The following is a 21,851-nucleotide window of genomic DNA, read 5'->3' as shown; positions in this document are numbered from 1 at the left end:
TATACGCATGACTTTTACTGATCAAGATAAAAATAATTATTAGTTATATAATGATAATCATTATTGTTTGTGCTGTAAAAAAGCGTTACCATTACACATTCGTGTGCCTAAAAACCTATTTAAAACAAGCTTAAAGTAGACATAACAATGCTCTCTCGATTTTTTATATATCACCCTATCTTTGTTTCTGTCATTGCAATCACTATTCTTATTTTTGGTTTTTTTGCCACTTTAGCAATGCCTATTGAACGGTATCCAAACCTTGCTCCGCCCAGTGTCACTGTTGTTGCAAACTACCGTGGTGCGGCTGCTGACACTGTAGAAGAAAGCGTGACCCAAATCTTAGAACAACAAATAAAGGGTCTGGATAATTTGCTTTACTTTACGTCCTATAGTGAATCATCGGGAACGAGTAGCATTGATATTCACTTTAAAATTGGAACAGATATTGATAAAGCACAGTTACAAGTACAAAACCGAATTAATGGTGCGTTAAACCGTTTACCAGAGGAAGTTCAAAGACAAGGCGTAAATATATGGAAAACCACGGGTGATATACTGCTTATTGTTGGGCTATATGATGAAACAGGAAAAGCCAGCAATATTGAGTTGTCTGATTATATGGTGAATCACTTTGAACAGCCTTTAAGCCAGTTACAAGGAATTGGTGAGGTTGATGTCTTTGGTTCGAGTTATGCCATGCGAATTTGGTTAAATCCAAATCAGCTTAGAAATTACCAACTTGTGCCGAGTGATATTGAACAGGCCCTCGAAGATTATAATACCCAAATTGCTGCGGGTTCGATTGGTGCAATGCCTTCCGCTTCTGACCAGAATATTTATGCAAAAGTAAAAGCAGGTTCACGTTTAAAAACAATAGATGATTTTAAATCGGTGGTGGTTAAAGCAAATATTGATGGAAGCCTTGTTTATTTAAAAGATGTCGCGAGAGTCGAATTAGGTGCAGAAAATTATGAAAGCATTAATACGCTTAATGGTTATCCATCGGCAGGCCTAGGTATTTCTCTAAACCCCGATGCCAATGCAATTGAGACTTCTGCTCTTATTAAAGAAAAAATGGCTCAGCTTAGTCAGCACTTACCAGCCGGATATAAAATTGTCTATCCAAGAGACAACACACCATTTATTGAAGAGTCAATTAAGCAAGTCATTATCACTTTGCTTGAAGCAATTGTACTTGTTGTTATTGTGATGTATCTCTTTTTACAAAATTGGCGCGCGACACTTATTCCAACCATTACCGTTCCTATTGTAATTAGTGGCACATTTGTTGTGTTGTATTTGTTTGGAATGAGTATTAACACCCTTACCCTATTTGCATTGGTTTTAGCCATTGGGTTGCTGGTGGATGACACGATTGTCGTGGTCGAAAATGTTGAACGACTTATGCATGAACAACAGCTTAGCGTGCATGAAGCTTGTTTAATGTCGATGCAAGAGATTAGCGGTGCATTGGTCGGTATTACACTGGTATTAACTGCGGTATTTATCCCAATGGCCTTTTTTAGTGGTTCGACGGGTATGATTTACCGTCAGTTTTCTATTACCTTAGCGGCAGCTATGTTGTTATCGCTATTTGTAGCCATGACCATTACACCAGCAATGTGCGCAGTTTTATTAAAAAAGCATAATAAAAAGCCAAAATGGGGACAAGCACTTGAGCTTACTCTTCAAAAAGTCAGATCAACTTTTAGTTTTTTATCCATTCGCCTAATTCAGTTCAAAGTCTTTTCCAGTCTGTTAGTTGTTGGCATAGCGGTTATTTTATTTATGATTTACCGTGGTTTACCTACAAGCTTTATTCCTAATGAAGATCAAGGACTACTTGCTGTTCCCTATAGTTTGCATAATAGTGCTTCGATGAGTCAGACCGAAGAAGTTGGAAAGCTCGTCAATAATTATTTTTTTGAACATGAATCCAAAAATATTAATACGGTACTTGTAGTTAATGGACAAAATTTTTCAGGTAGCGGTCCAAATTTAGGGATGGCGTTTATTTCTCTTAAACATTGGAATGAGCGTAAAGGCGAAGCCAATACGGCAAGCGCTATTCGTGAACGTGCTCAAACTTATTTGCAAAAAAACTTGCCAGCGAAAGTCATGGTAGGAATGCCACCAAGTGTATCTGGTTTAGGACAGTCTGATGCTTTGGAACTTTGGCTTAGAGATGTAAATGGTCAAGGACGCGATGAATTAATCAAACAATATAAAGCCTTAGAAAAAGAATCACAGAATTATTCAGCATTTGAAAATCTAAGTCCCCTTGTGAGTGAAGATAAAGCCGAAGTATTTATTCAACTCGATCAAAATAAGGCAAAAATGCTGGGAATTGATCAGCAAGCGATACGTTCAACACTATCGACTGCTTGGGGTGGAAACTATGTTGGTGATTTTGTTGAAAGAGGTCGAATTAAAAGAATTATTATGCAAGGTGACTCTGAGTTTCGCTCTAAACCCGAAGACTTAGCTTACTGGCATGTGCGAAACAATACAGGAGGAATGCTTTCCCTCGCCCATTTTGCTCAAAGTCAGTGGACTGGTGGACCAGAAGCTTTAACTCGCTTTATGGGACTGGCTGCTATACAACTTGAAGCAAATATCAGTCCGGGCTTTAGTTCAGGACAAGCCATGCAAGAACTTACGAATATGGTTGCTAAACAATCTGGCGTAGACGTTGCTTGGAGTGGCCTCTCGTTACAAGAGCAGCAGTCTAATCGGCAGGCTATCTTTTTATATGTCATTTCTATTTTGTTTATTTTCTTATGTTTGGCAGCCTTATATGAAAGTTGGAAAGTACCATTTATTATTTTATTAGGTCTACCTTTAGGAATTACGGGCACTATTATTTTTGCCAAGGTCTTTAACTTACCTAATGATGTTTATTTTCAAATTGCCCTGTTAACAGGTATTGGCCTGTCTTGTAAAAATGCAATTCTAATTGTGGAGTTTGCGACCCAAGCACTCAAACAAGGAAAAAGTAAAATCGGCGCAGCAAGTGAAGCGTTAAAGTTGCGTTTACGCCCAATTTTGATGACCTCCCTTGCTTTTGGTGCGGGTGTTATTCCTTTAATTTTTGCGACAGGTGCAGGCGCTGCTAGTCGTTATGAAATTGGCATGAGCGTATTTGGAAGTGTTGTGTTTGGTACCTTACTTGTACCGCTATTTACGGTGTTTTTCTTTGTTATGATTCATAGTGCGCCAAGTTTTCAGTGGTCAATGAGCAAACTTAGGTTTACTCGAACTTTGAAATTTAACCGTCGTATTAAAAAGGACAATACATCCTTTTAAAAGTTAAAATAAAAAAATGGCAGATATTAAATCTGCCATTTTTTTTATTCTTTGAATTTAAGCGACTAGCTTATCAATCCACACTTCTAGAGTTGGTTGTTCGGCTAAATCTTCAAAGCTCACCTGTGCACCATAAGCTTGCCATTTACCTACCAGTGTCATGAGGCGTACTGAATCAAGCCCAAGCATGAGTAAATCATCATTTAACTGGATGTCTGATACAGGAATCTGTAGCTGTTCACTCACTGCCAAGACAATACCTTCTTGGGTTAACGGTGATGCGGCTTGTTCAAGTTCCCACGAACGAGTGACTTGTTGAGTCGTCATGACTTGCCCACAACGTGTACTTGCATATTTCAAAGCCATATCGTGTTCTTCACGGCTAAAGTCAGCAAGTGCATCTCCACATAAAAATGGTTGAATATTCAGCATAAATGCCTCTGCTGCGCTCATGAGACAACCAATATGTGCATAGACACCACAAATAATGAGCTGATCTCGGTTTGACTCACACATGAGTTGCTCGAGTGGAGAAAATTTAAATGCGCTATAACGCCATTTTGTTAAAACAGTATCATTTTTCTGAGGCGTAATTTCCGGCAATATTTGGGTAATATTTGGATCATCTTTTAGACCAGTTCCCCAGAAATCAGTTAGTAACTGGCGATGTTCTGGCGTCTGGTTACCAGGTTGTGCTGTATAGACCACAGGGATACTAAACTTGCGTGCAGTTTCAATCAGTTCTTTGGTATTTTTAATCAATTCTGGAATGGGTGCTTGGGTCTGATCATAAAAGTCTAAAAAATATTGCTGCATATCATGCACTAATAAAACAGCACGATTGGTATGTAACTGCCAATGTGTTTTATTCGCCGTAAATTCGTGTGCTTGGGGCATGCTGTAACTGGCAATCTTTGGAATACTCATCAAATTTTTCCTTTTTTATCTTTAAGCAAGAACATTGGTTTTAGTTTCAAGTTGTTGGCGCAATCGTTTTTTGTCGATTTTTCCAAAGGCTGTATATGGAAATTGCTCGATAAATTCCACGCGATCTGGAATTTTGTAGGTCGCAAGTCCATAGTCTTTAAGGTGTTGGCGTACTGACATCGCAAGACGAATTGGACTTGGATCATCGCTTTGAGATTGCCACGCAACAAAGGCACAGCTTTTTTCACCCATGACCTCATCTGGCATAGCAACCAATGCCGCTAAACGAATTTGCGGATGGGTTAGTAGAGCTTGTTCAACTTCTTCGGTCGCAATCTTTTCCCCAGCACGATTAATTTGTTCTTTAGAACGGCCTTCGACAACAATGCAGCCATCTTCTCTGATGCGAACTAAATCGCCAGTACGATAAAAACCGTCGGGAGTAAAAGAGCGCTCATTGTGCTCTGGTGCTTGGTAATAACCGCGAATGGTATATGGACCCCGTGTAAGCAAATGCCCCACTTGCCCTGCTTCTACTGGTTGATCGTTATCATCTAGCACTAAAATTTCATCATCTTCAGAAATTTTTAAACCTTGTGTATGGATGATTTGGTCTTTCGTCATATCAAAACGGGTGTAGTTCACAAGCCCTTCAGCCATTCCAAAGACTTGTTGCAGATTGACCTTAAACTCATCAATTAAACGTGAAGCAACTGCATCAGGTAATCGTGCCCCACCAACTTGTAAGCAACGTAATGTCGATAAGATTGGGTCTTGATCTTTTGCAGCTTTATCCATCCAAGGTCGAACTAATGCGGGAACTAGGCAGGCATCAGTAACACTATGTTTTTTTATTAATGGAAATGCCGTATCAGGACTTGGATCAGTTCCTAAAACAACCGCACCACCTGCATAAAAAACACCTAAAGAACCAGCTGAGCTCATTGAGAAGTTATGTGCCGCAGGTAAAACCATGAGTAAGCGTGATGACTGGTCCAGACAACAGATTTTGGCACTCTCACGAACACTGTAGAGGTAGTCGTCATGGGTACGTGGAATAAGCTTAGGAACCCCGGTACTTCCACCAGAAAGTTGTAAAAAAGCAACCTGATCTGCCGTAGTCGGCGAGATGGCTTCATCAAAAATATTGGTTTCTTTTAACAGGTCTTGAATGGCAACAAAGTTACCTGCATTTCCAAGTACAAATACATGTTGTAAGCAAGAAGCTGTTTGCTGAAGCTTTTCGGCAAGCTCTCGGTAGTCAAATTTTTGTGCACCAAAATCAGCACAGAAATAAGCTTTTGCTTGAGTTTGTTTGAAGAAACTGCTGAGTTCAGCATAGCGATGTGCAGGTAAAGACATTACCGGTAGTGCACCAAGCCGAATAAGTGCAAAAAATAAAACGTAAAACTGATAGTGGTTCGGCATTTGTACAACTGCCTTGTCACCCGCACGTAAGCCTTGTTGATATAAATGGCTGGCACAGCAATCGACTAAATAATCAAACTCAGAGTAACTAATGGCTTTTTCACCATCATAGATTGCAATATTTTTCGGGTACTTTTGTGCACTTTCTCGCAAGAAGTCACTTAAGTTTTGCCCAAGCCAATAACCTTTTTTACGGTAAATCTCAGCGAACTCTGCTGGATATGGCACGGCACCATCCAAATAAACCTGTGTTGTCATATGTTTGATCCCTGTATTGGCAATTGGTTTGGTGAAATGTGGAATCCGTCCAGCACAGTACGGAATTTTGCGGCAGTTTCAGCATGTTCAGCTTGCGGACGAGAAGCCTCCACAATGCCTGCACCAGCAAATAAACGGGCAATATTTTGATAAATTCGGACACAGCGGACAGTCACAGACCATTCGCCATTACCTTGTTCATCTGCCCATCCCATCGTTCCTGCAAAGAGTTCACGATTAAATGGTTCAAGTTGCTGAATTAAATCTTTGGCTACTGAGCTCGGTTCACCACAAATTGCGGGCGTTGGATGTAAACGTTCAATAAGATCAAAAACATGAGTATCAGCTTGTTTTAACTCACCAGTAATATGGGATGCTAAATGCCAAAGACGTTTGGTACGAATAAGAGAAGGTTGTTTAGGTACTTGTAGTTGTTTACAAAAAGGTGTGAGCTCATCGGCAATCATTTCGATTACGAGCGCATGTTCATGCTGATCTTTTTGTGAAGCAAGTAATGCTCTGGCGTTGTTTTGGTCTATGGTTGGATCATCATCACGAGCCAATGTGCCCGCAACGGGTTTACTCCAGATTTTTGTATTTTGCTTTGCAATTAATAGTTCTGGACTTGCACCAACAAACCAACCTTCACTTTGAGGATGTCTCGCAACAGCGTAGTTATAACCTTCAGGATTATGCTTAGCCAAGTTATAAAATAAGTCTGAGACTGGAATATTTTGTTCATATTCAAGTTGTAAAATGCGGGCTAGAACAGCTTTATCCAGTTTCTTTGCCTGCATTTGCTGAACAAGATATTCAACTTGCTGCTGGTAATGTTCACCTAACGGGAAATAATCGGCCTTGTTTAATCTTAAAGAACTAAGATCGAGATCAGATTGCGCATAGAGTACCTTCTGACATATTTTTGCATTTTGCATGAGCATTAAATTGACATCTGCTGCCGAGCAAAACGGCAGTCCGCCCATAATCTTGACGTCTTTATAACCGTCGGTAATCGCTTGCTGTAATTGAATTCGAGCTTCTTGTAGCCAATCTTTTAAAAGGCTATTTTTAGCGACCTGAATGTCTTGTAATTTCTGATGACTATTGATTGTGTATTCTGGCGTGGTAAAAATAAAACCAGCATCATGTCCACACTTTAGAACCTCTTGAGCAAGTGCAACGTGGCTTTCAGTAAAATTTTCTCGTTGGATAAAATACGGATGCTGTGCCGACATCTCGTGACTCCTTATACCGTTATTTTGTTGTAATGAATGAATGTTTAAACGCCTAAAGTGGCTCCCCCATCAACCACAATTTCTTGCATGGTAATTTGTGCTGCTTGATCGGAAAGTAAAAAGCTGACTGTATTTGCAATGTCTTCAGGCTGGGCTAATTTTCTTAAAGGAATGCCTGTCCGGTATTGGCTTAAATCGCCATCAATTACCGCTGGCGGCGGCGCATTGTCCGTCCACAACTGTTGCTGCATTTGAGTTAAAGTTGAGCCTGGTGAAACAATATTGAGCCGTACCTGATGCGGTGCAATTTCAAGCGCAAGATTACGACAGTAGTGGCTGAGCGCAGCTTTACTAGTTGCATACATGCCAAGTTGTATCCGTGGCATACGTGAACTATTTGAGCTAATCGTGACAATACTTCCCTGTTTTTTCTCGCAAAAATGTTTGGCCAGTTGTTGACTAATCGCAATAGGAGCCATGACATTTACCGCAAAAAGTGTTTCCCAGTCTTCTGTTTTTGCTTCAAGCATAGAACGCATAATCAAGACACCTGCGGCGTTCACTAAACCTGTAATGTTGTGCTTTTCTAAAAGATCAGCAATAAGCTTTTGAGTGGCTTGTTGCTGTGTAATGTCCTGTGAAATGCCTTGCCAACGTAAACATTCATCTGATGTCAGGTTTTTGCTGATTTCCCATTGTTCTGGGTTTTCCTGCTGATCAATACCGATCACTTGATATCCTTGTTGCAATAATTGCTTTGCAATAGCAGCTCCGATACCTCTTGCAGCACCTGTGACTACGATGGTAGAGCTCATGTTTTACTCCCGTCTGATTTGATCACTAAATTGCGCAACATAATTGCAAATAATTATCATTATTATCAAGAGCGATAAATATCAAACATAAGATTACAATCTAAATTAAGTTATTTATTAACCATATTCTCAATCTAAATTATTGTTTTTAATTGATATTAATAAAACTCATCTTTTTTTATTGATTATAATGATAATTGTTTTCATTTACTAATGAGAATCATTCTGATAATTTGACCGCGCTTTCTTGTCGAGATGGACTCAAAATGAAGCCATTTTCTCATCCTTTACATCCACTATTTCAACAATCAAATGTTGGATGCGAAACTTGGTGGAATACCGTTAAAAAATTAGGTAATCCCCTTGTTACTGTGCAAACAAATAATAAAACTTCTTGCACTTTTGTTTGGCGTAAGCCCAAGCACGAAGAGTGTTGCTTCGTTTATATCGATGTCTATTCACAAAGCCCATCTATCTATCAAAAGTGGAATCGTTTTAGCCATATAGCTGGGACAGATGTGTACTTTTTTGAAATAGAACTCCCTGTGGCTTGGGCTGGTAGTTATGTTGTAGTTACAGCGAGTGAGGAAGCACCACAAACAAACTGTGCGGCAACGCGACGCTCATGGTGGCAAACCCAGCTTAAACACAATGCTCAGATTGATTCATTAAGTCATCAGCAGTTTTATAGCGGACACTTGGCTCGTTACATCAATCAAGTTCAACTCGAAAAGACAAAACAATTACCCACCACCTTTTGCCCTATTACAAAGACATTTCAGTGGTCAAGCGTGTTATGTCAACAAGATTATTTAGTTGATGTTTTTATTAGCGGTCAGGCAGTTCAAAAAACATTACCACTCGTTATTTTTCTTGATGGCCAAATCTGGAGTCGAGAGCTTTCAATTTTCCCCGAAATTCAACATTTGACTGATTCAAATAAGATTCGTCCAGCAGTTTATGTTTTTGTTCATAGTTTAAATAGTCAACAGCGTCGACAAGATTATGGCTGCCATGATGCGTTTAGTCAGGCGTTGGTTCATGAACTCATTGAAACGCTATTAGAAGAATATTCTTATATTTCTAAAACAGATATTACTTTATGCGGTCAAAGTTTAGGTGGTTTATGCGCTTTACATAGCGCACTGCTTTTCCCAAAAGTTTTTACATCGCTGATTTTGCAGTCTGGCTCTTATTGGTGGTCAGATTTTTCTAACAGCGCGTTGGGACGAAACCATACGGGTAACTTTTTAGAACTACTAAATTTATCTCATCCATTACCAAAAACAACTCAAATTTATATCAGTGCAGGCACGTATGAAACCGATATGCGGGACGATGCCCACCAGCTTTATCAACAATTGCAATCATTCAATCAAGTGAGTTTTCGAACTTTTTCAGGCGGCCACGATGCGGTGAACTGGCGTGCTGACTTGCTTAAGGCATTGCAAAAAATTCTTTCACTATAACCATTTGTTTCATCAAGGATAACAATATCATGAGCAACTTACAGGAAAACTATATTAATCCTTTCGATAATGAAAGTTTGTCGTTTCAGGTTTTAAAAAATCAGCAAGGTGAGTTCAGTTTATGGCCGGCCCAACATCAGGTGCCATCAGGTTGGGATGTTCAACATGGTCCAGATACACGGGCTTCATGTATTGCGTATGTAGAAAAGCACTGGGTTGCAATTAACCCCTTTCAGCAAGCATAAAGGAGTATTGTCATGAATCAGGCATTAAATAATGAATTTACTTCCGATATTTCACAACCAGCTCGCTTTGAATTGGCTTCTACCCAGCTTGGTATTTTTCTTGCCGATCATTTAAGTTCTATTGAAGATTTATATACGATTGCACACTGCTTAGAGTTACCAAAATCTATTGATATTTCAATATTTAAGCAAGCAATTCAAATGGGGTTAAATGAAGCTGATACTGTGATTGCTTCATATTCATCGGATCCGGCACAGCCATTTATTGAGCTTAATAACCAACTACAGATTCGAATCGAAGAATTTGATTTTTGCCATTTAACCCCTCAAAAAGCTCAGCAACGCTTATGGGATTGGATGCCATCTGACCGCCAATGTGCTAAATCGCTTAAAGCTGGTGAATCTCAACTGTTCCGTCAAGTACTGTTTACTACACACGACAAAGTGTATTGGTATCAACGCTATCATCACATCATGCTTGATGGTTTTAGCATGATTAACCTCACAAAACGAATTGTTGAGTTATATCAACAATTACAAGCAGGAAAAGACCTTAGTTCTTCACCTTTTATTGATGTTAATGATGTCATCTTAGAGCGTCAGGCTTATGAAAATAGCCATCAATTTAAAATAGACCAAGCTTTTTGGAAGGCTTACTGTGAAGACTTGCCTAGTCCTATTAGTTTAAGTACACACCACTTAGCCTCGAAAACAACAGCCCAATTTGTTAAGCATCAGCTGCGTTTTTCTACAGGAATTTTAGAGCAAATTCAGGCTTTAGCTGCGCAATCTAAATTAGCTTTGAATGACATGATGATGTCATTGTCATTACATTATATTTACAAAATGACAGATAAAGCCGAGTTGGTTAATGGCATTCCATTTATGCGCCGTTTAGGCTCAAAGGCGATTCGCTCAACATTACCGACAGTAAATGTACTGCCTGTGAAGTTTAATGTGGCTGAAAAAGACAGTTGGGTGAGCTTGGCTCAACATGTTCAAAAACAATTACAACAAGTTCGACCACATCAAAAATACGATGCTGAACAAATTTTAAGAGATTTAAACAGTATTGACATTCATGAACGAATGTATGGTCCAATTTTAAATTATAAAGCTTTTGATCAAGACTTGATGTTAGATGGTGAAAAGGTCAAAACACATCATATCTCAACAGGACCAATTGATGATTTTGAGTTTTCTTTTATTGTTCAAGATCATGAACTCATTATCGAATTACGTGCAGATGCGCAGCGTTATACTCAAGATGAGTTACTCATGCATGGTCAGCGCATAACGATACTATTAGAGCAGACTTTATTACAACCAGATCACCCATGTAGCAGTTTTAATATTACTACACCACAAGAACTTAGTGCGCTCACAAAAAGTGGCATAGGCCCTCGCGTTAACCATCCTGAACAATATAATAATGTTCTAGATATTTTTTATGAACAAGTTCAAAAGTATCCGGAACGTATTGCAATTATTAGTGGTGAACGTCCGCATCTACAACAACTTAGTTTTTCTGAACTTGCAATTCGGGTGAACCAACTTACCCGTTTTTTACAGGAAAATGGCGCAAAGAAACACACAGTTATTGCTGGTGCTATTCCCCGTTCTATCGATTCAGTGGTTGTGATGCTATCGGTGTTAAATTCCGATGCAAGCTTCTTGCCACTCGATTTAGATTATCCAATCGATCGTATGCAAATGATGTGTGAAGATGCCAATCCATTATTTGTTCTTACAACGCAGGCTCTTTCAACCCAATTGCCTCAAAATATTCAGCAGTTATATCTTGATAATGAAGACGTCCAAACACAAATTCAGAAGCAAGATGCGAGTGATATTCCTGCCGAAAATCGTAAATTTGATTTCCAAGACGTCGCTTATGTAATTTTTACCTCAGGAAGTACTGGTCGTCCTAAAGGTGTGATGAATACACATGGTTCTTTACTTAACCTGATTTTATCGCATAAACCTACAATTTATTGGCCTGTACTTAATGCTGTAGAGCAGCGTTTTCCTGATCGTCCATTACGCGCAGCACATACTCACTCTTTCTCATTTGACTCTTCTTGGTTGCAAGTTTTCTGGATGTTATGGGGGCAAGAGCTACATATTTTTGATGAAAACATGCGCCGCGATGCATTTGGCTTAGTTCAGGAAATTCAACAACGACAAATCGATACATTAGATTTACCACCGTCTTTTTGCGCACAAATGATTACCAATGGCTTATTTGCGGATGGTAAGCATCACCCAAGCCTGATTTTAATTGGTGGTGAAGCTGCGCCTTTAGCTTTATGGCAACAGCTTAATGCTCAGCCAGAGCTTTTTGCACATAACTTATATGGCCCAACAGAATATACGGTTGATACTTTCCGAGCAGAATTAAAACAGACCGCTCGCCCTGTCATTGGTAACCCTATTGGTAATACACAGGCCTATGTGCTTGATCGACATTTACAGCGATGTGCCACTGGTGTGATTGGTGAGCTTTATATTTCTGGCTTTGGTATTGCTAATGGTTATTTAGGTCGTGCTGACTTGAGTGCTGCTCGTTTTGTTGCCAATCCATTTGAACATGGACAGCGCATGTACCGTACAGGTGATTTAGTGCGTTGGAATACGGCTGGCAAGCTTGAGTTTATGGGACGCTGCGATGACCAAATTAAAATTCGTGGTTATCGGGTTGAAATTGGTGAAGTAGAAAATGCGCTTTCCGTTTTACCAAATATTGAAAGTGTTGTCGTCATTGCAGAGCCAATTAATAACAGCCATCGTTTGCTCGGTTACTGTGTTGTCAAAGACATCGAACTCGATGAAAAAATAAGTGAGCAGTTAAGTCAGCAATATTTAAGTCAGTTACGTCAAAACTTACCTGAATATATGGTGCCTTCAGCCCTCACAGTCATGGCTGAATTTCCCCGAAATGTAAGTGGTAAGGTTGATAAAAAGGCCCTACCGCGTCCGAAAGTTCGCAGTCATAGTCGTATGGCCGAAACATCTGAACAACAGCTTTTATGTCAAATTACTGCATCTGTTCTTAAGCTTGATGCTATCGGGATTGATGACGACTTCTTTATGACAGGTGGAGATAGTATTTCGGCCATTATGCTTTGTACTCAATTGCGCCAACGTGGTTACGGCTTAAGACCAAGTGATGTATTTCAATTTAAAACAGTCGCCGCTATGGCACCGCAACTCGCCCGTTTAGATGAGCAACAAACGGCCATTTCAAAACCGTTATTTTCACCAGACCTAGAACAAAAGGTTCAAGAAAAATATGGAAAAAACAGCACGATTTTACCTTTGCTTCCTTTGCAAAAAGGTATGCTGTTCTTATCTCAAGTAGAAAATCAATCGAATTATAATGCCTTTACTCGTCTTAGCTTAAATGGAGACATAGATCCGGTACGTTTGCAGCAAGCGCTGATTGCCGTACTAAAACGTCACCCTCAATTAGGTGGACATTTTGATAGCGAATCAGCTGAAGAACCTGTTTTTATCTATTCATTACACCCTACTCAAGCTTGGCCAGTTCAGTTTTGTTCGGTTACTTCCGATTTGCTTGAGCAAACTATTCAAGAGGTATTACAACAACCGATTCACCTTGACCAACCCTATGGTCTGATTCGGGCAGCTTTAATTCAACATGCTCCTGAACAATCAGAACTATTGATTATGGTGCATCACCTGCTAACTGATGGCTGGTCAACTCCACTGTTCTTACAAGACTTTATTAAGGCCTATCAGCAAACTAACCAGCAACTGCCAGTGCTTGAATATAGTTATGAAACGGTGATTAAAGCTTTATCTGGACGTGACCATGAAACCTCAAAAGTAATATGGCAACGTGATTTAGCTGATTTGCAGCCACTTATTTTATTTAATCAACCACAGCAAGCTGTACAGGAAACTTCCTATCGTTTAAATGCTGAGTTGGGTGCGAAACTTCAACACAAATTACGCCAACAAGGCATCACGCTAAATGTCTTCATGCAAATGATTTGGGCAATGACTTTAAATATTTATGCCCACAGAGAAGATATTGTGTTTGGTACCCCTGTTTCTGGGCGTTCAGCGCCAATCAATGGCTTAGAGCAGCAGATTGGATTGTTTTTAAATACGATTCCAGTACGTGTAAAGCTCAACATGCAGCAAACACTTTGGGAACAATTAGGTCAGTTACAGCAATTGCATGTTGAACATTTAGAACACGATGGTTTAGGGCTAGGCGCAATTCAGCAATTGATGGCTCAGGGCAATCTTTTCGATAGTTTGTTAGTCGTAGAAAACTATCCAGATAACCAATATTTACAGCAAAAACTTGGCGATGCCTCTATTTCTAAGCTTACAAATCGCGGTTATAGCCATTATCCGCTTGCGTTGTTAGTCATCCCTGATCATCAAATTGAATTACTACTCGAGCAACGTGGTGTAATCGATCAGCCTGAACATTTCTTAGAGCGAATGGTTCAATTTATTGAAATTGCATTAAATGAACCAGAGACATCTTTAGGTCACTATCGCTTACAACTGGCCAAAGAACGTGAATTAATCCAGAAAACAAATCAAACTCAATATTATGTTCGCCCAACAACATTACAGCAATTACTGAGAGAGCAAGCTCGAATTACTCCTGAACAAACGGCGTTATGTGATGAAACTCATCAGCTCAGTTTTAGTGAAATCCGATTACAAGTTTGTGCTTTAGCACAGCAATTGCAACTTGCAGGTGTACAGGCAGGAGATATTGTTGCAGTTGCCCTACCAAGGTCGGTCAAACTGAGTATTGCTATTTTAGCGGTGGTTGAAGCAGGTGCAGCTTATTTGCCACTCGATTTGCAACATCCGACTGAACGTATCAAATTTATGTTGCAAGATGCTAAATCTAAACTTTTGATTGGTGAACAAAAAGATCTAACCGCTATTGCTCAACCATCAATAGCCACCTTTGCTTTCGATCACCTGTTTGATGAAACCAAAGTTGATTTAAGCAGCTATAAAACCACAGTCATTACCCCACAACATCCGGCATATTTAATCTATACCTCAGGTACAACAGGTCAGCCAAAAGGTGTCATGGTTTCTCACCAAGCCATTGTGAACCGTATTTTATGGATGCAATCGGAGTATCCACTCTCAGCAGCCGATACGATACTGCAAAAAACGCCATGTACTTTTGATGTTTCGGTATGGGAGTTTTTCTGGTCATATTTAGTAGGTGCACGACTAGTGATGGCACCTGTGGATGCACACCGTGATCCATTGGCATTATTAAGCCTCATTCAAAAATATCAGGTAACAACATTACATTTTGTACCATCAATGTTGGCTGTTTTTGAAAATGCTGCTACCGAAATTTTATCATCTGCTCAGCGTCAAAGTTTACCAATCCGCCGAGTGTTCTGTAGTGGTGAGGCTTTACCAACGGCTTTAGCAAAATCATTTACCGAACACTTTAGTTGTGAGTTGCATAACTTATATGGACCAACTGAAGCTGCAGTAGATGTGAGTTATATGGATGCAACGTTGGGATTACATCCTGAAGAAAATAGCATTGCGATTGGTTATCCGGTTTGGAATACCCAGCTTTATATTTTAGATCAATATTTACGTCCAGTACCTGTTGGAGTGGACGGTGAGCTTTATTTGGCAGGCCATCAACTCGCCATGGGTTATTTGCATCGAGCAGACTTAACAGCAACTCGTTTTGTGGCAAACCCGTTTGTCGCAGGTCAAAGAATGTATCGCACTGGTGATATTGCCCGTTGGCATGCAGATGGCAGTATCCAATATATAGGCCGTGGTGATGATCAGCTAAAAATACGGGGTCAACGTATAGAACTGGGTGAAATTGAACAGCAATTACGCTTAATCAGCGGTCTAGATGTGGTGGTACACCCTATTCCTTCTGAACAAAATAAAGCTGATGTTCAGTTGGTTGCTTACTTGCAAACAACAGCATCTGTGGATATTGAGCGGTTAAAGAAACAATTGGCGAAACAGCTTCCTATATATATGGTGCCTACACACTATGTATTAGTTGAGAAATTTCCTCTAAGTCATAATGGCAAGCTGGACCGTAAAGCACTACCGCGACCACAACTTGATACTTCAAACACAGAAAAACAGTACGCCACAACTGCCTTTGAACATGAACTGACACGTATTTTCCAACAAGTTTTAAATACGGATCAGAATATTGGTGTGAACGAAGATTTCTTTGCCATTGGTGGACATTCCATTTTGGTCATGAAGCTTGCAATTGAAATCCGAAAAGTATTTAAGCGGACCATTCCAATTGGTCAGTTAATGAGTCATGTGACTATTCAGCGTTTAGCGGCTTTGCTTCTTTCACAAGAACGTTTGGAAGAAGTTGAACAAACTGGTATGCAACCTGTTTTACCAATCCGTTCTGGCTCTGGGCATTCATTATTCTGTTTCTTCCCTGGTTCTGGTTCGGCATGGCAATACACTGTGCTTAATCGTTATCTGCATTCTGACTTACCAATTATCGGGTTGCAGTCACCTCGACCAGATGGCCTATTGGCAAATAGCACTGATATGGATGAGTTGGTTGAAAAACAACTTGAGATTATTCGTAAGCAACAACCGACAGGACCTTATACCTTATTAGGTTATTCACTTGGTGGCACTGTAGCCTATGCGGTTGCAGCGAAGCTCACTGAACAAGGTGAACAGGTTGATTTTCTCGGCTTGTTAGACACTTACCCTGCCGAAATTCATCAGTGGTTAGATTTATCTGTAGAAGAAATGAATGCTGAAGCCGAACAGGAACAGCTTCAATTCTTCAATGATATTTTAGCCGATGCAGATACGGCGCTAAACGAAGAAACTCGCCGTTTACAAGAGGATATTTTCGCAAACTATCGCGATGCAGTCCGTTTATTAAAACCTTATAAGATGCCGAATTTTGAAGGTGAACTACATTTAGTTGTTGCTGAAAAAGATTTACTTCCATATATCCAACCAGAACAACAATGGTCACCTTTAGTTAAAAAGCTCAATATCGTTCGCCTAAGCGATGCAGACCATACCGATTTATTGTCTCCGCAGCAGCTTGAAACCCTTGGCCCAATTTTAAATCGCATGATTTGTCAGGCGCGCGATTTAGAGGAGCAAATGCCATGAGTTTTAAATCAATATTGACCGATTTCAGTCTTTTAAAACGTAATGCTCATTTTCGACATGTATTTATTGCACGCACGTTGTCACTGCTAACTATTGGTATGCTCGTGGTTGCCATTCCCAAACAAGTCTATGACTTAACTGGTAGTTCGTTAAATGTTGCTGTTGCAATGGCCTTTGAAGGCGTTGCCATGTTTATTGGTTTGCTGCTAGGCGGTTTGCTCTCAGATCGAAAAGATCGAAAATGGCTGATTTTATTGGCACGTAGTGTTTGTGGTTTAGGCTTTGCTGGCCTAGCCATTAATGCCATGTTTGAGCAACCTTCTCTGTATGCTATTTACTTCCTCTCAGCATGGGATGGTTTCTTTGGTGCTTTGGGTGTAACCGCAATGATGGCAATCATGCCTGTGATTGTAGGACGTGAAAATATTGTACAAGCCCGTGCGATCAGTATGGTATCCGTACGACTTGCTACCGTTATTTCACCAGCAATCGGCGGTATTTTAATTGCGTTCAGTGGCGTTGCAACCGTGTATTGGGTCTCAACGGTGGGTACTTTACTCACCGTGTTCTTATTGATGGGGCTACCTGCGCTTAAACCACAACATGCAGCTAATGGTGAGAGTCCACTTCGCCAATTAGTTCAAGGGTTTAAATTCGTTTTTAAAAATAAAGTGGTCGGCAGCACAATTTTAATTGGAACATTGCTTAGCTTTAGCAGTGCTATTCGCATTATTTTTCCACAAATGGCAGATGAAATCTTTCACGGCGGTGCATTTGAGCTCGGTCTTATGTATTCAGCAGTGCCTTTAGGTTCGACTTTAGGTGCCTTACTCAGTGGCTGGACAACACGATTACTGCGACCAGGCTTAGTCATGCTCTACACCTGTTTAGGCGTCTTTAGCTGCATGATTATGATTGGGCTTTCACCATGGTTAATTGTTACTTTGCCAATTTTATGTGTTTTCGGATATTTGATGTCGATTGCCAACTTGCTTCAATACAGCATTGTACAAGGACATACGCCTGATGAATATTTAGGACGTATTAATGCAATCTGGCTCGCACAAGATGCTTTGGGTGATTCGATTGCCACAACAACTTTAGGACTTTTAACGCGGTTTTTACCAATATCAGGAAGTATCCTCTTCTTCGGTATATTAAGTTTTGCGGTAGGATTTATGTTCTTATTCAATTCTCAAGATATGCGTGAAACAGGATTCCAAGATCCTAAATTACAAGAAAATTAAGCCATAATTTAAAAGAAGGCAATTCGTTGCCTTCTTTTGTTTTTAAGCAGATCTATTAACTTTAAAAACCCAAGTCAAAATACAGTCTTGTTCCTCTTTCCAGCCGCCTTGATAGTGTTCTAAGATTTGATGTCGATTTCGTATTTCTGATGTAAAAGCCAAAGTTAATGTTTGGTTTTCAAAATCAATATCGACTACCGATGCTTCTAAAAAGTCGATGTATTGTTTAGCTATAGGATATACAGCTTTATATAAGCTTTCTTTAACAGAAAAAATTAAGCTCACAAATTGAGAAAAATCAAAAAACTCAGAGGCTTTAACCTTCCAAAGTTCAAGTTCAGAAGGCGTTAAAATAAGATGTGTACTCTCTTGAGCAAATTCTGAGCTTACCCAGTGCTCGATATCAATTCCTAAATAACCGGCTTTGTCGGATAGCGCAACGATCAACTTATTTTGTGAATGACTAATACTACCCAAAACATGGGAGGGCCAAATGGGTAAATGTTCGTGCATAGATGTTAGTGGCTGATCTAAACCGAAATGATGTTTTAAAACAGCTTGAGCCAATATCCTGCCACATAAGTACTCATTTTTACGTTCGACACGCGCTTGAGCAATTTTTAGTGGATGCTCTAATTGTTGATCTATATGCAAATGCGTTGTTTGCGATAAATCTAACCCATAACAATAGAACGGCATTTTAAATAAAATTGGTTTAGAAATTTCGAAAATCAACCCACAAAGAGACTCAGGAATATATAAATAATCACTTACAGCATTTGACATCAAATAAAGAATTTTTAACGAGTTATCTCCTATCTTATCGCATGGCAACACATCGATAAATAATTATACTTATCATTTGATAATAATTATTATTTACTTATACTATTGGATGAATTTTCCTCTTAATTTATTTAAAAATATTGATCATGAAACTTATAGGACTTTTTTTGACCCTGTTGGGAGCGGTCAGTGTCTATTGTAGCCATAGCAACCAAAACCTGTTATCTCAACATCTCCCCACTCTATTTAAGTATTTAGGCCTATTGTTTTTGGTCGTTGGATTAATTGCACTCTTTGCCAGCTTACCCAAAGTTGTTGCCGCTTTTTGTTGGTTCATGCTCATCATTTTTGCATGGTCGTTCCTTCCTTTTGTGGCGCTTTTTAAACGGAAACTGGTTTCATGAAAGCTAAAATTCAGTCTCCTATTCAGCCAGACTGGTGGAGTAAAACCTTTGCTGGTGGTGTTCTAGGGTTAAGCCTTGCCATTGCTTTTGGCAACCTGATTGTTTTATTGGGTCAGCCTTATATTTCGATGGATCTTTTGGCCCAATTAGGCATGTGGAGTGTTCCTTGGGTTTGGATGCCAATTATGTTTGGCACCTATTTCTTTGTGACAGGAAGACAAGCAATGGTTTATTTATTTGTTGCCAACGTACTGGCTTATAGCTGTGTGTTTCTAATTCGGGGTTAAACAATGAAAGTACGTTCGGATATCATGAAACTTGCAAAAAGCATGCATACTTGGGTGGGTGTGTGTGCTGGGATTTTGCTTTTTATTTGTTTCTTTGCTGGTGGGCTCAGCATGTTTCAGCACCATATTAGTAAGTGGGCTACGCCAACGCAGCAAGTTTTACCTAAAGTCTCACCCGACCAATATAATGAACTTATTCAGAAACTACAGGCTGCCTATCCTGCTGCACAAAAGAACTTCACACTGAATTTATCTTCGAATGAATTTCACTATGCGCCCATTACATGGAGTGAACATGAGCGTGGAGATGGTTTTAATGCTGCTCAGTCCACGTGGATGGCCAGCTTAGATGAAAAAGGTCAGTTAATTGTTGCTCAAGAAAACTTATCTAAAGCAGGTTGGCTCATCGAACAGTTGCATGAAACCGCAGGCATAACGGGCATGGCAGGCCATCATGGTTTAGGTCTCTATGTGATGGGTGTGGTTTCAATTTTATATTTTCTTGCCTTACTTTCAGGAGTCATTATTCTTTTACCGACCTTGGTAAAGGACTATTTTGTAATTCGCCCTGGTAAGAATAAAAAGCGCTTTTGGTTAGATGCCCATAACGTAATCGGAATTACCAGCCTACCTTTCCACATCATTATTAGTATTAGCGTGATTGTCTTTGCTTTTCATGACTTTTTTTATGATGCGATTGGACAACTTGCACTCAAAGGACAGCCTGTTTTTCAGCGTTCTCCTCCAGCGCTTATTCAACCTAAACAAACACAGATTGATGTGCAGCAAATATTAGCTCAAGCTAAAAAAGTTGCACCTGAATATTCAGTTGACTATATCCAGTTCAGTGGCTTAGATAAACCCGAAAAAGCCAATGCACGTATTGCCCTCTATAGTTCAGATCAGATGTTGCGCGGTGCGAATCAAGACTTTATGCGTATGAACCCTTACGCGGTTGAGCACTTTAATCATAAAGGTATTAACACACAGACTGATGCTGGTAATAAGTTAATCAATGCAATGTTTAGCCTACATTTTGGGAGTTTTGGTGGCGCAGGCGTACGTTGGATCTATTTTGTTTTAGGTGTTGGTGGTGCTTTTTTATTTTATACAGGCAACATTCTTTGGGTTGAAACTCGTGCACGTAAACAAAAGCGTGCTGAAGATCCTGTTCCAGTGCAGCGTAAAGATGTGGTGTTCCTTGCGAACTTAACCATTGGTGCGTGCTTAGGATGTGTTTTAGCAGTAGTGGGCACAATGTTGGCCAGTCGTTGGCTTTTCGTAGCATTCAATATTGAAAGTATGAATCACTTCTTTATGTATGGTTATTATGCAATTTTCCTACTGACTTTGATTTACACCTTTGTCATTGGCTATGCAAAAGCTTTACCTCAACTACTGTTAACCTTGGTTTTGGTGTTATTTGCGATTCCTCTTACGTCTCTTGCGGCCTACTTAATTCCACAAAGCGGCTTATGGGTACATGGTGGAGAAATTTTGCTGGTTGATTTCTTGGCTGTCATTTTTGCTTTCGCCTTCTGGCGTTTTTATCAGCAGGCTCAAGATCGTCTAAAATCTGCTCCAACTGGCAGTTTATGGGCTAGCTAACAACCATAAAGCGACAAGACTGAAATAATGTGTGAAATATGAAAATTTATAAAATCCACATTGTTTCGGTCAGTTGTTTAATTTCTTGAATATCATGACTCACATAAATCATCGGAATTTTTATTTCCTCTTTTACTTTTTGAAAAAAAGGAATAATTTCAGCTTTATGGTTCGCATCTAGTGCTGATAAAGGCTCATCAAGTAATAACAGCTTAGGTGAATATAACAATGCTCGACCCAGTGCCACGCGCTGTTTTTCCCCTCCTGAAAGTTTGTTAGGCATACGTTGTAATAAGTGCCCTAACTTTAATAACTCAATAATGTAATCTGCTTCAAAGTGACGTTCTTGTTGGGACAGGTGCTTAAGACCGAATAATAAGTTTTGCTTTACCGTTTTATGAGGAAAAAGCTGAGCATCTTGAAAAACCAATCCAACATGGCGTTTTTGCGTGCTGAGATTAATTTTTTGATCGGAATCAAACCACGTTTGGCCCTGTATCTTAATGAGTCCACTGCGCGGAGTGTTCAGGCCAGCAATGGCATGTAATATTGAAGTTTTACCAGAACCAGAGGCACCAAATAAGCCAATAACAGAAGCATCTGACTGGAAACTAGGTTCAATAAGAAATTGACCCATTTGTAGCTGAAAACGGCAATCAATCAACATAA

General features: G+C 39.7%; 14 protein-coding genes and 1 pseudogene. 8 read left to right on the top strand and 7 right to left on the bottom strand.

Going from position 1 to position 21,851, the window contains the following annotated elements:
- Window positions 1-147 precede the first annotated feature (147 nt).
- On the top strand, window positions 148-3,309 hold the full coding sequence (locus tag MKL38_RS03070; RefSeq protein ID WP_270902445.1) for a multidrug efflux RND transporter permease subunit: 3,162 nt from the start codon (window positions 148-150) through the stop codon (window positions 3,307-3,309).
- 57 nt (window positions 3,310-3,366) lie between these two features.
- Here the strand turns inward: MKL38_RS03070 and MKL38_RS03065 are convergent, their stop codons facing one another.
- The 5 genes and pseudogenes from MKL38_RS03065 to MKL38_RS03045 form a co-directional block, all read right to left on the bottom strand.
- On the bottom strand, window positions 3,367-3,555 hold the full coding sequence (locus MKL38_RS03065) for a phosphopantetheine-binding protein (RefSeq protein ID WP_371864194.1): 189 nt from the start codon (window positions 3,553-3,555) through the stop codon (window positions 3,367-3,369).
- 30 nt (window positions 3,556-3,585) lie between these two features.
- Window positions 3,586-4,236: pseudogene (locus MKL38_RS03060) on the bottom strand (isochorismatase family protein); the annotation flags it as partial.
- A gap of 21 nt (window positions 4,237-4,257) precedes the next feature.
- On the bottom strand, window positions 4,258-5,922 hold the full coding sequence (locus MKL38_RS03055) for a (2,3-dihydroxybenzoyl)adenylate synthase (protein WP_270902444.1): 1,665 nt from the start codon (window positions 5,920-5,922) through the stop codon (window positions 4,258-4,260).
- A complete protein-coding gene (locus MKL38_RS03050; protein ID WP_270902443.1) occupies window positions 5,919-7,157 on the bottom strand; it encodes an isochorismate synthase in 1,239 nt (412 codons plus the stop codon). Before MKL38_RS03050 ends, MKL38_RS03055 begins: the two co-directional genes overlap by 4 nt.
- A 44-nt stretch (window positions 7,158-7,201) precedes the next feature.
- Complete coding sequence (locus tag MKL38_RS03045; RefSeq protein ID WP_198495824.1) at window positions 7,202-7,972, bottom strand: SDR family oxidoreductase; 771 nt, start codon at window positions 7,970-7,972, stop codon at window positions 7,202-7,204.
- Between the two features lie 266 nt (window positions 7,973-8,238).
- Between MKL38_RS03045 and fes the strand changes: the two genes are divergently transcribed.
- Genes fes through entS form a run of 4 tightly spaced genes read left to right on the top strand, consistent with a single transcriptional unit; the run spans window position 8,239 to window position 18,097 of the window.
- The gene (gene fes, locus MKL38_RS03040) at window positions 8,239-9,441 is read left to right on the top strand and encodes an enterochelin esterase (RefSeq protein ID WP_270902442.1); all 1,203 of its coding nucleotides are present in this window, start codon (window positions 8,239-8,241) and stop codon (window positions 9,439-9,441) included.
- A gap of 29 nt (window positions 9,442-9,470) precedes the next feature.
- A complete protein-coding gene (locus tag MKL38_RS03035; protein WP_003651732.1) occupies window positions 9,471-9,686 on the top strand; it encodes an MbtH family protein in 216 nt (71 codons plus the stop codon).
- 12 nt (window positions 9,687-9,698) lie between these two features.
- A complete protein-coding gene (locus MKL38_RS03030; protein WP_270902441.1) occupies window positions 9,699-16,850 on the top strand; it encodes a non-ribosomal peptide synthetase in 7,152 nt (2,383 codons plus the stop codon).
- Window positions 16,847-18,097, top strand: a complete 1,251-nt coding sequence (gene entS, locus MKL38_RS03025; RefSeq protein ID WP_270902440.1) for an enterobactin transporter EntS — start codon at window positions 16,847-16,849, stop codon at window positions 18,095-18,097. The genes MKL38_RS03030 and entS overlap by 4 nt, the downstream gene beginning before the upstream one ends.
- A gap of 42 nt (window positions 18,098-18,139) precedes the next feature.
- Here entS and MKL38_RS03020 read toward each other — a convergent pair whose 3' ends face one another.
- Window positions 18,140-18,883, bottom strand: coding sequence for a 4'-phosphopantetheinyl transferase family protein (locus MKL38_RS03020; protein ID WP_270902439.1), 744 nt, complete (start codon window positions 18,881-18,883; stop codon window positions 18,140-18,142).
- Window positions 18,884-19,050: 167 nt separating this feature from the next.
- Here MKL38_RS03020 and MKL38_RS03015 point away from each other — a divergent pair, with 167 nt between their 5' ends.
- Genes MKL38_RS03015 through MKL38_RS03005 form a run of 3 tightly spaced genes read left to right on the top strand, consistent with a single transcriptional unit; the run spans window position 19,051 to window position 21,182 of the window.
- Window positions 19,051-19,287 (top strand): hypothetical protein, encoded by a 237-nt coding sequence (locus MKL38_RS03015; RefSeq protein WP_270902438.1) that lies wholly within the window; start codon window positions 19,051-19,053, stop codon window positions 19,285-19,287.
- Window positions 19,284-19,574: a hypothetical protein gene (locus MKL38_RS03010; protein ID WP_003651724.1), complete on the top strand. Its 291-nt coding sequence runs from the start codon at window positions 19,284-19,286 to the stop codon at window positions 19,572-19,574. Before MKL38_RS03015 ends, MKL38_RS03010 begins: the two co-directional genes overlap by 4 nt.
- A gap of 3 nt (window positions 19,575-19,577) precedes the next feature.
- Entirely contained in the window at window positions 19,578-21,182 is a 1,605-nt protein-coding gene (locus MKL38_RS03005; protein WP_270902437.1) for a PepSY-associated TM helix domain-containing protein, read from the top strand.
- 46 nt (window positions 21,183-21,228) lie between these two features.
- Here MKL38_RS03005 and MKL38_RS03000 read toward each other — a convergent pair whose 3' ends face one another.
- The gene (locus tag MKL38_RS03000; RefSeq protein ID WP_270902436.1) at window positions 21,229-21,849 is read right to left on the bottom strand and encodes an ATP-binding cassette domain-containing protein; all 621 of its coding nucleotides are present in this window, start codon (window positions 21,847-21,849) and stop codon (window positions 21,229-21,231) included.
- Window positions 21,850-21,851 lie beyond the last annotated feature (2 nt).

It is taken from the genome of Acinetobacter sp. AOR14_HL, from assembly GCF_027855175.1.
GTDB lineage: Bacteria > Pseudomonadota > Gammaproteobacteria > Pseudomonadales > Moraxellaceae > Acinetobacter > Acinetobacter calcoaceticus.
The sequence above is the reverse complement of the archived record's forward strand: the minus strand, read 5'-3'. Positions and strand labels throughout refer to the sequence as shown.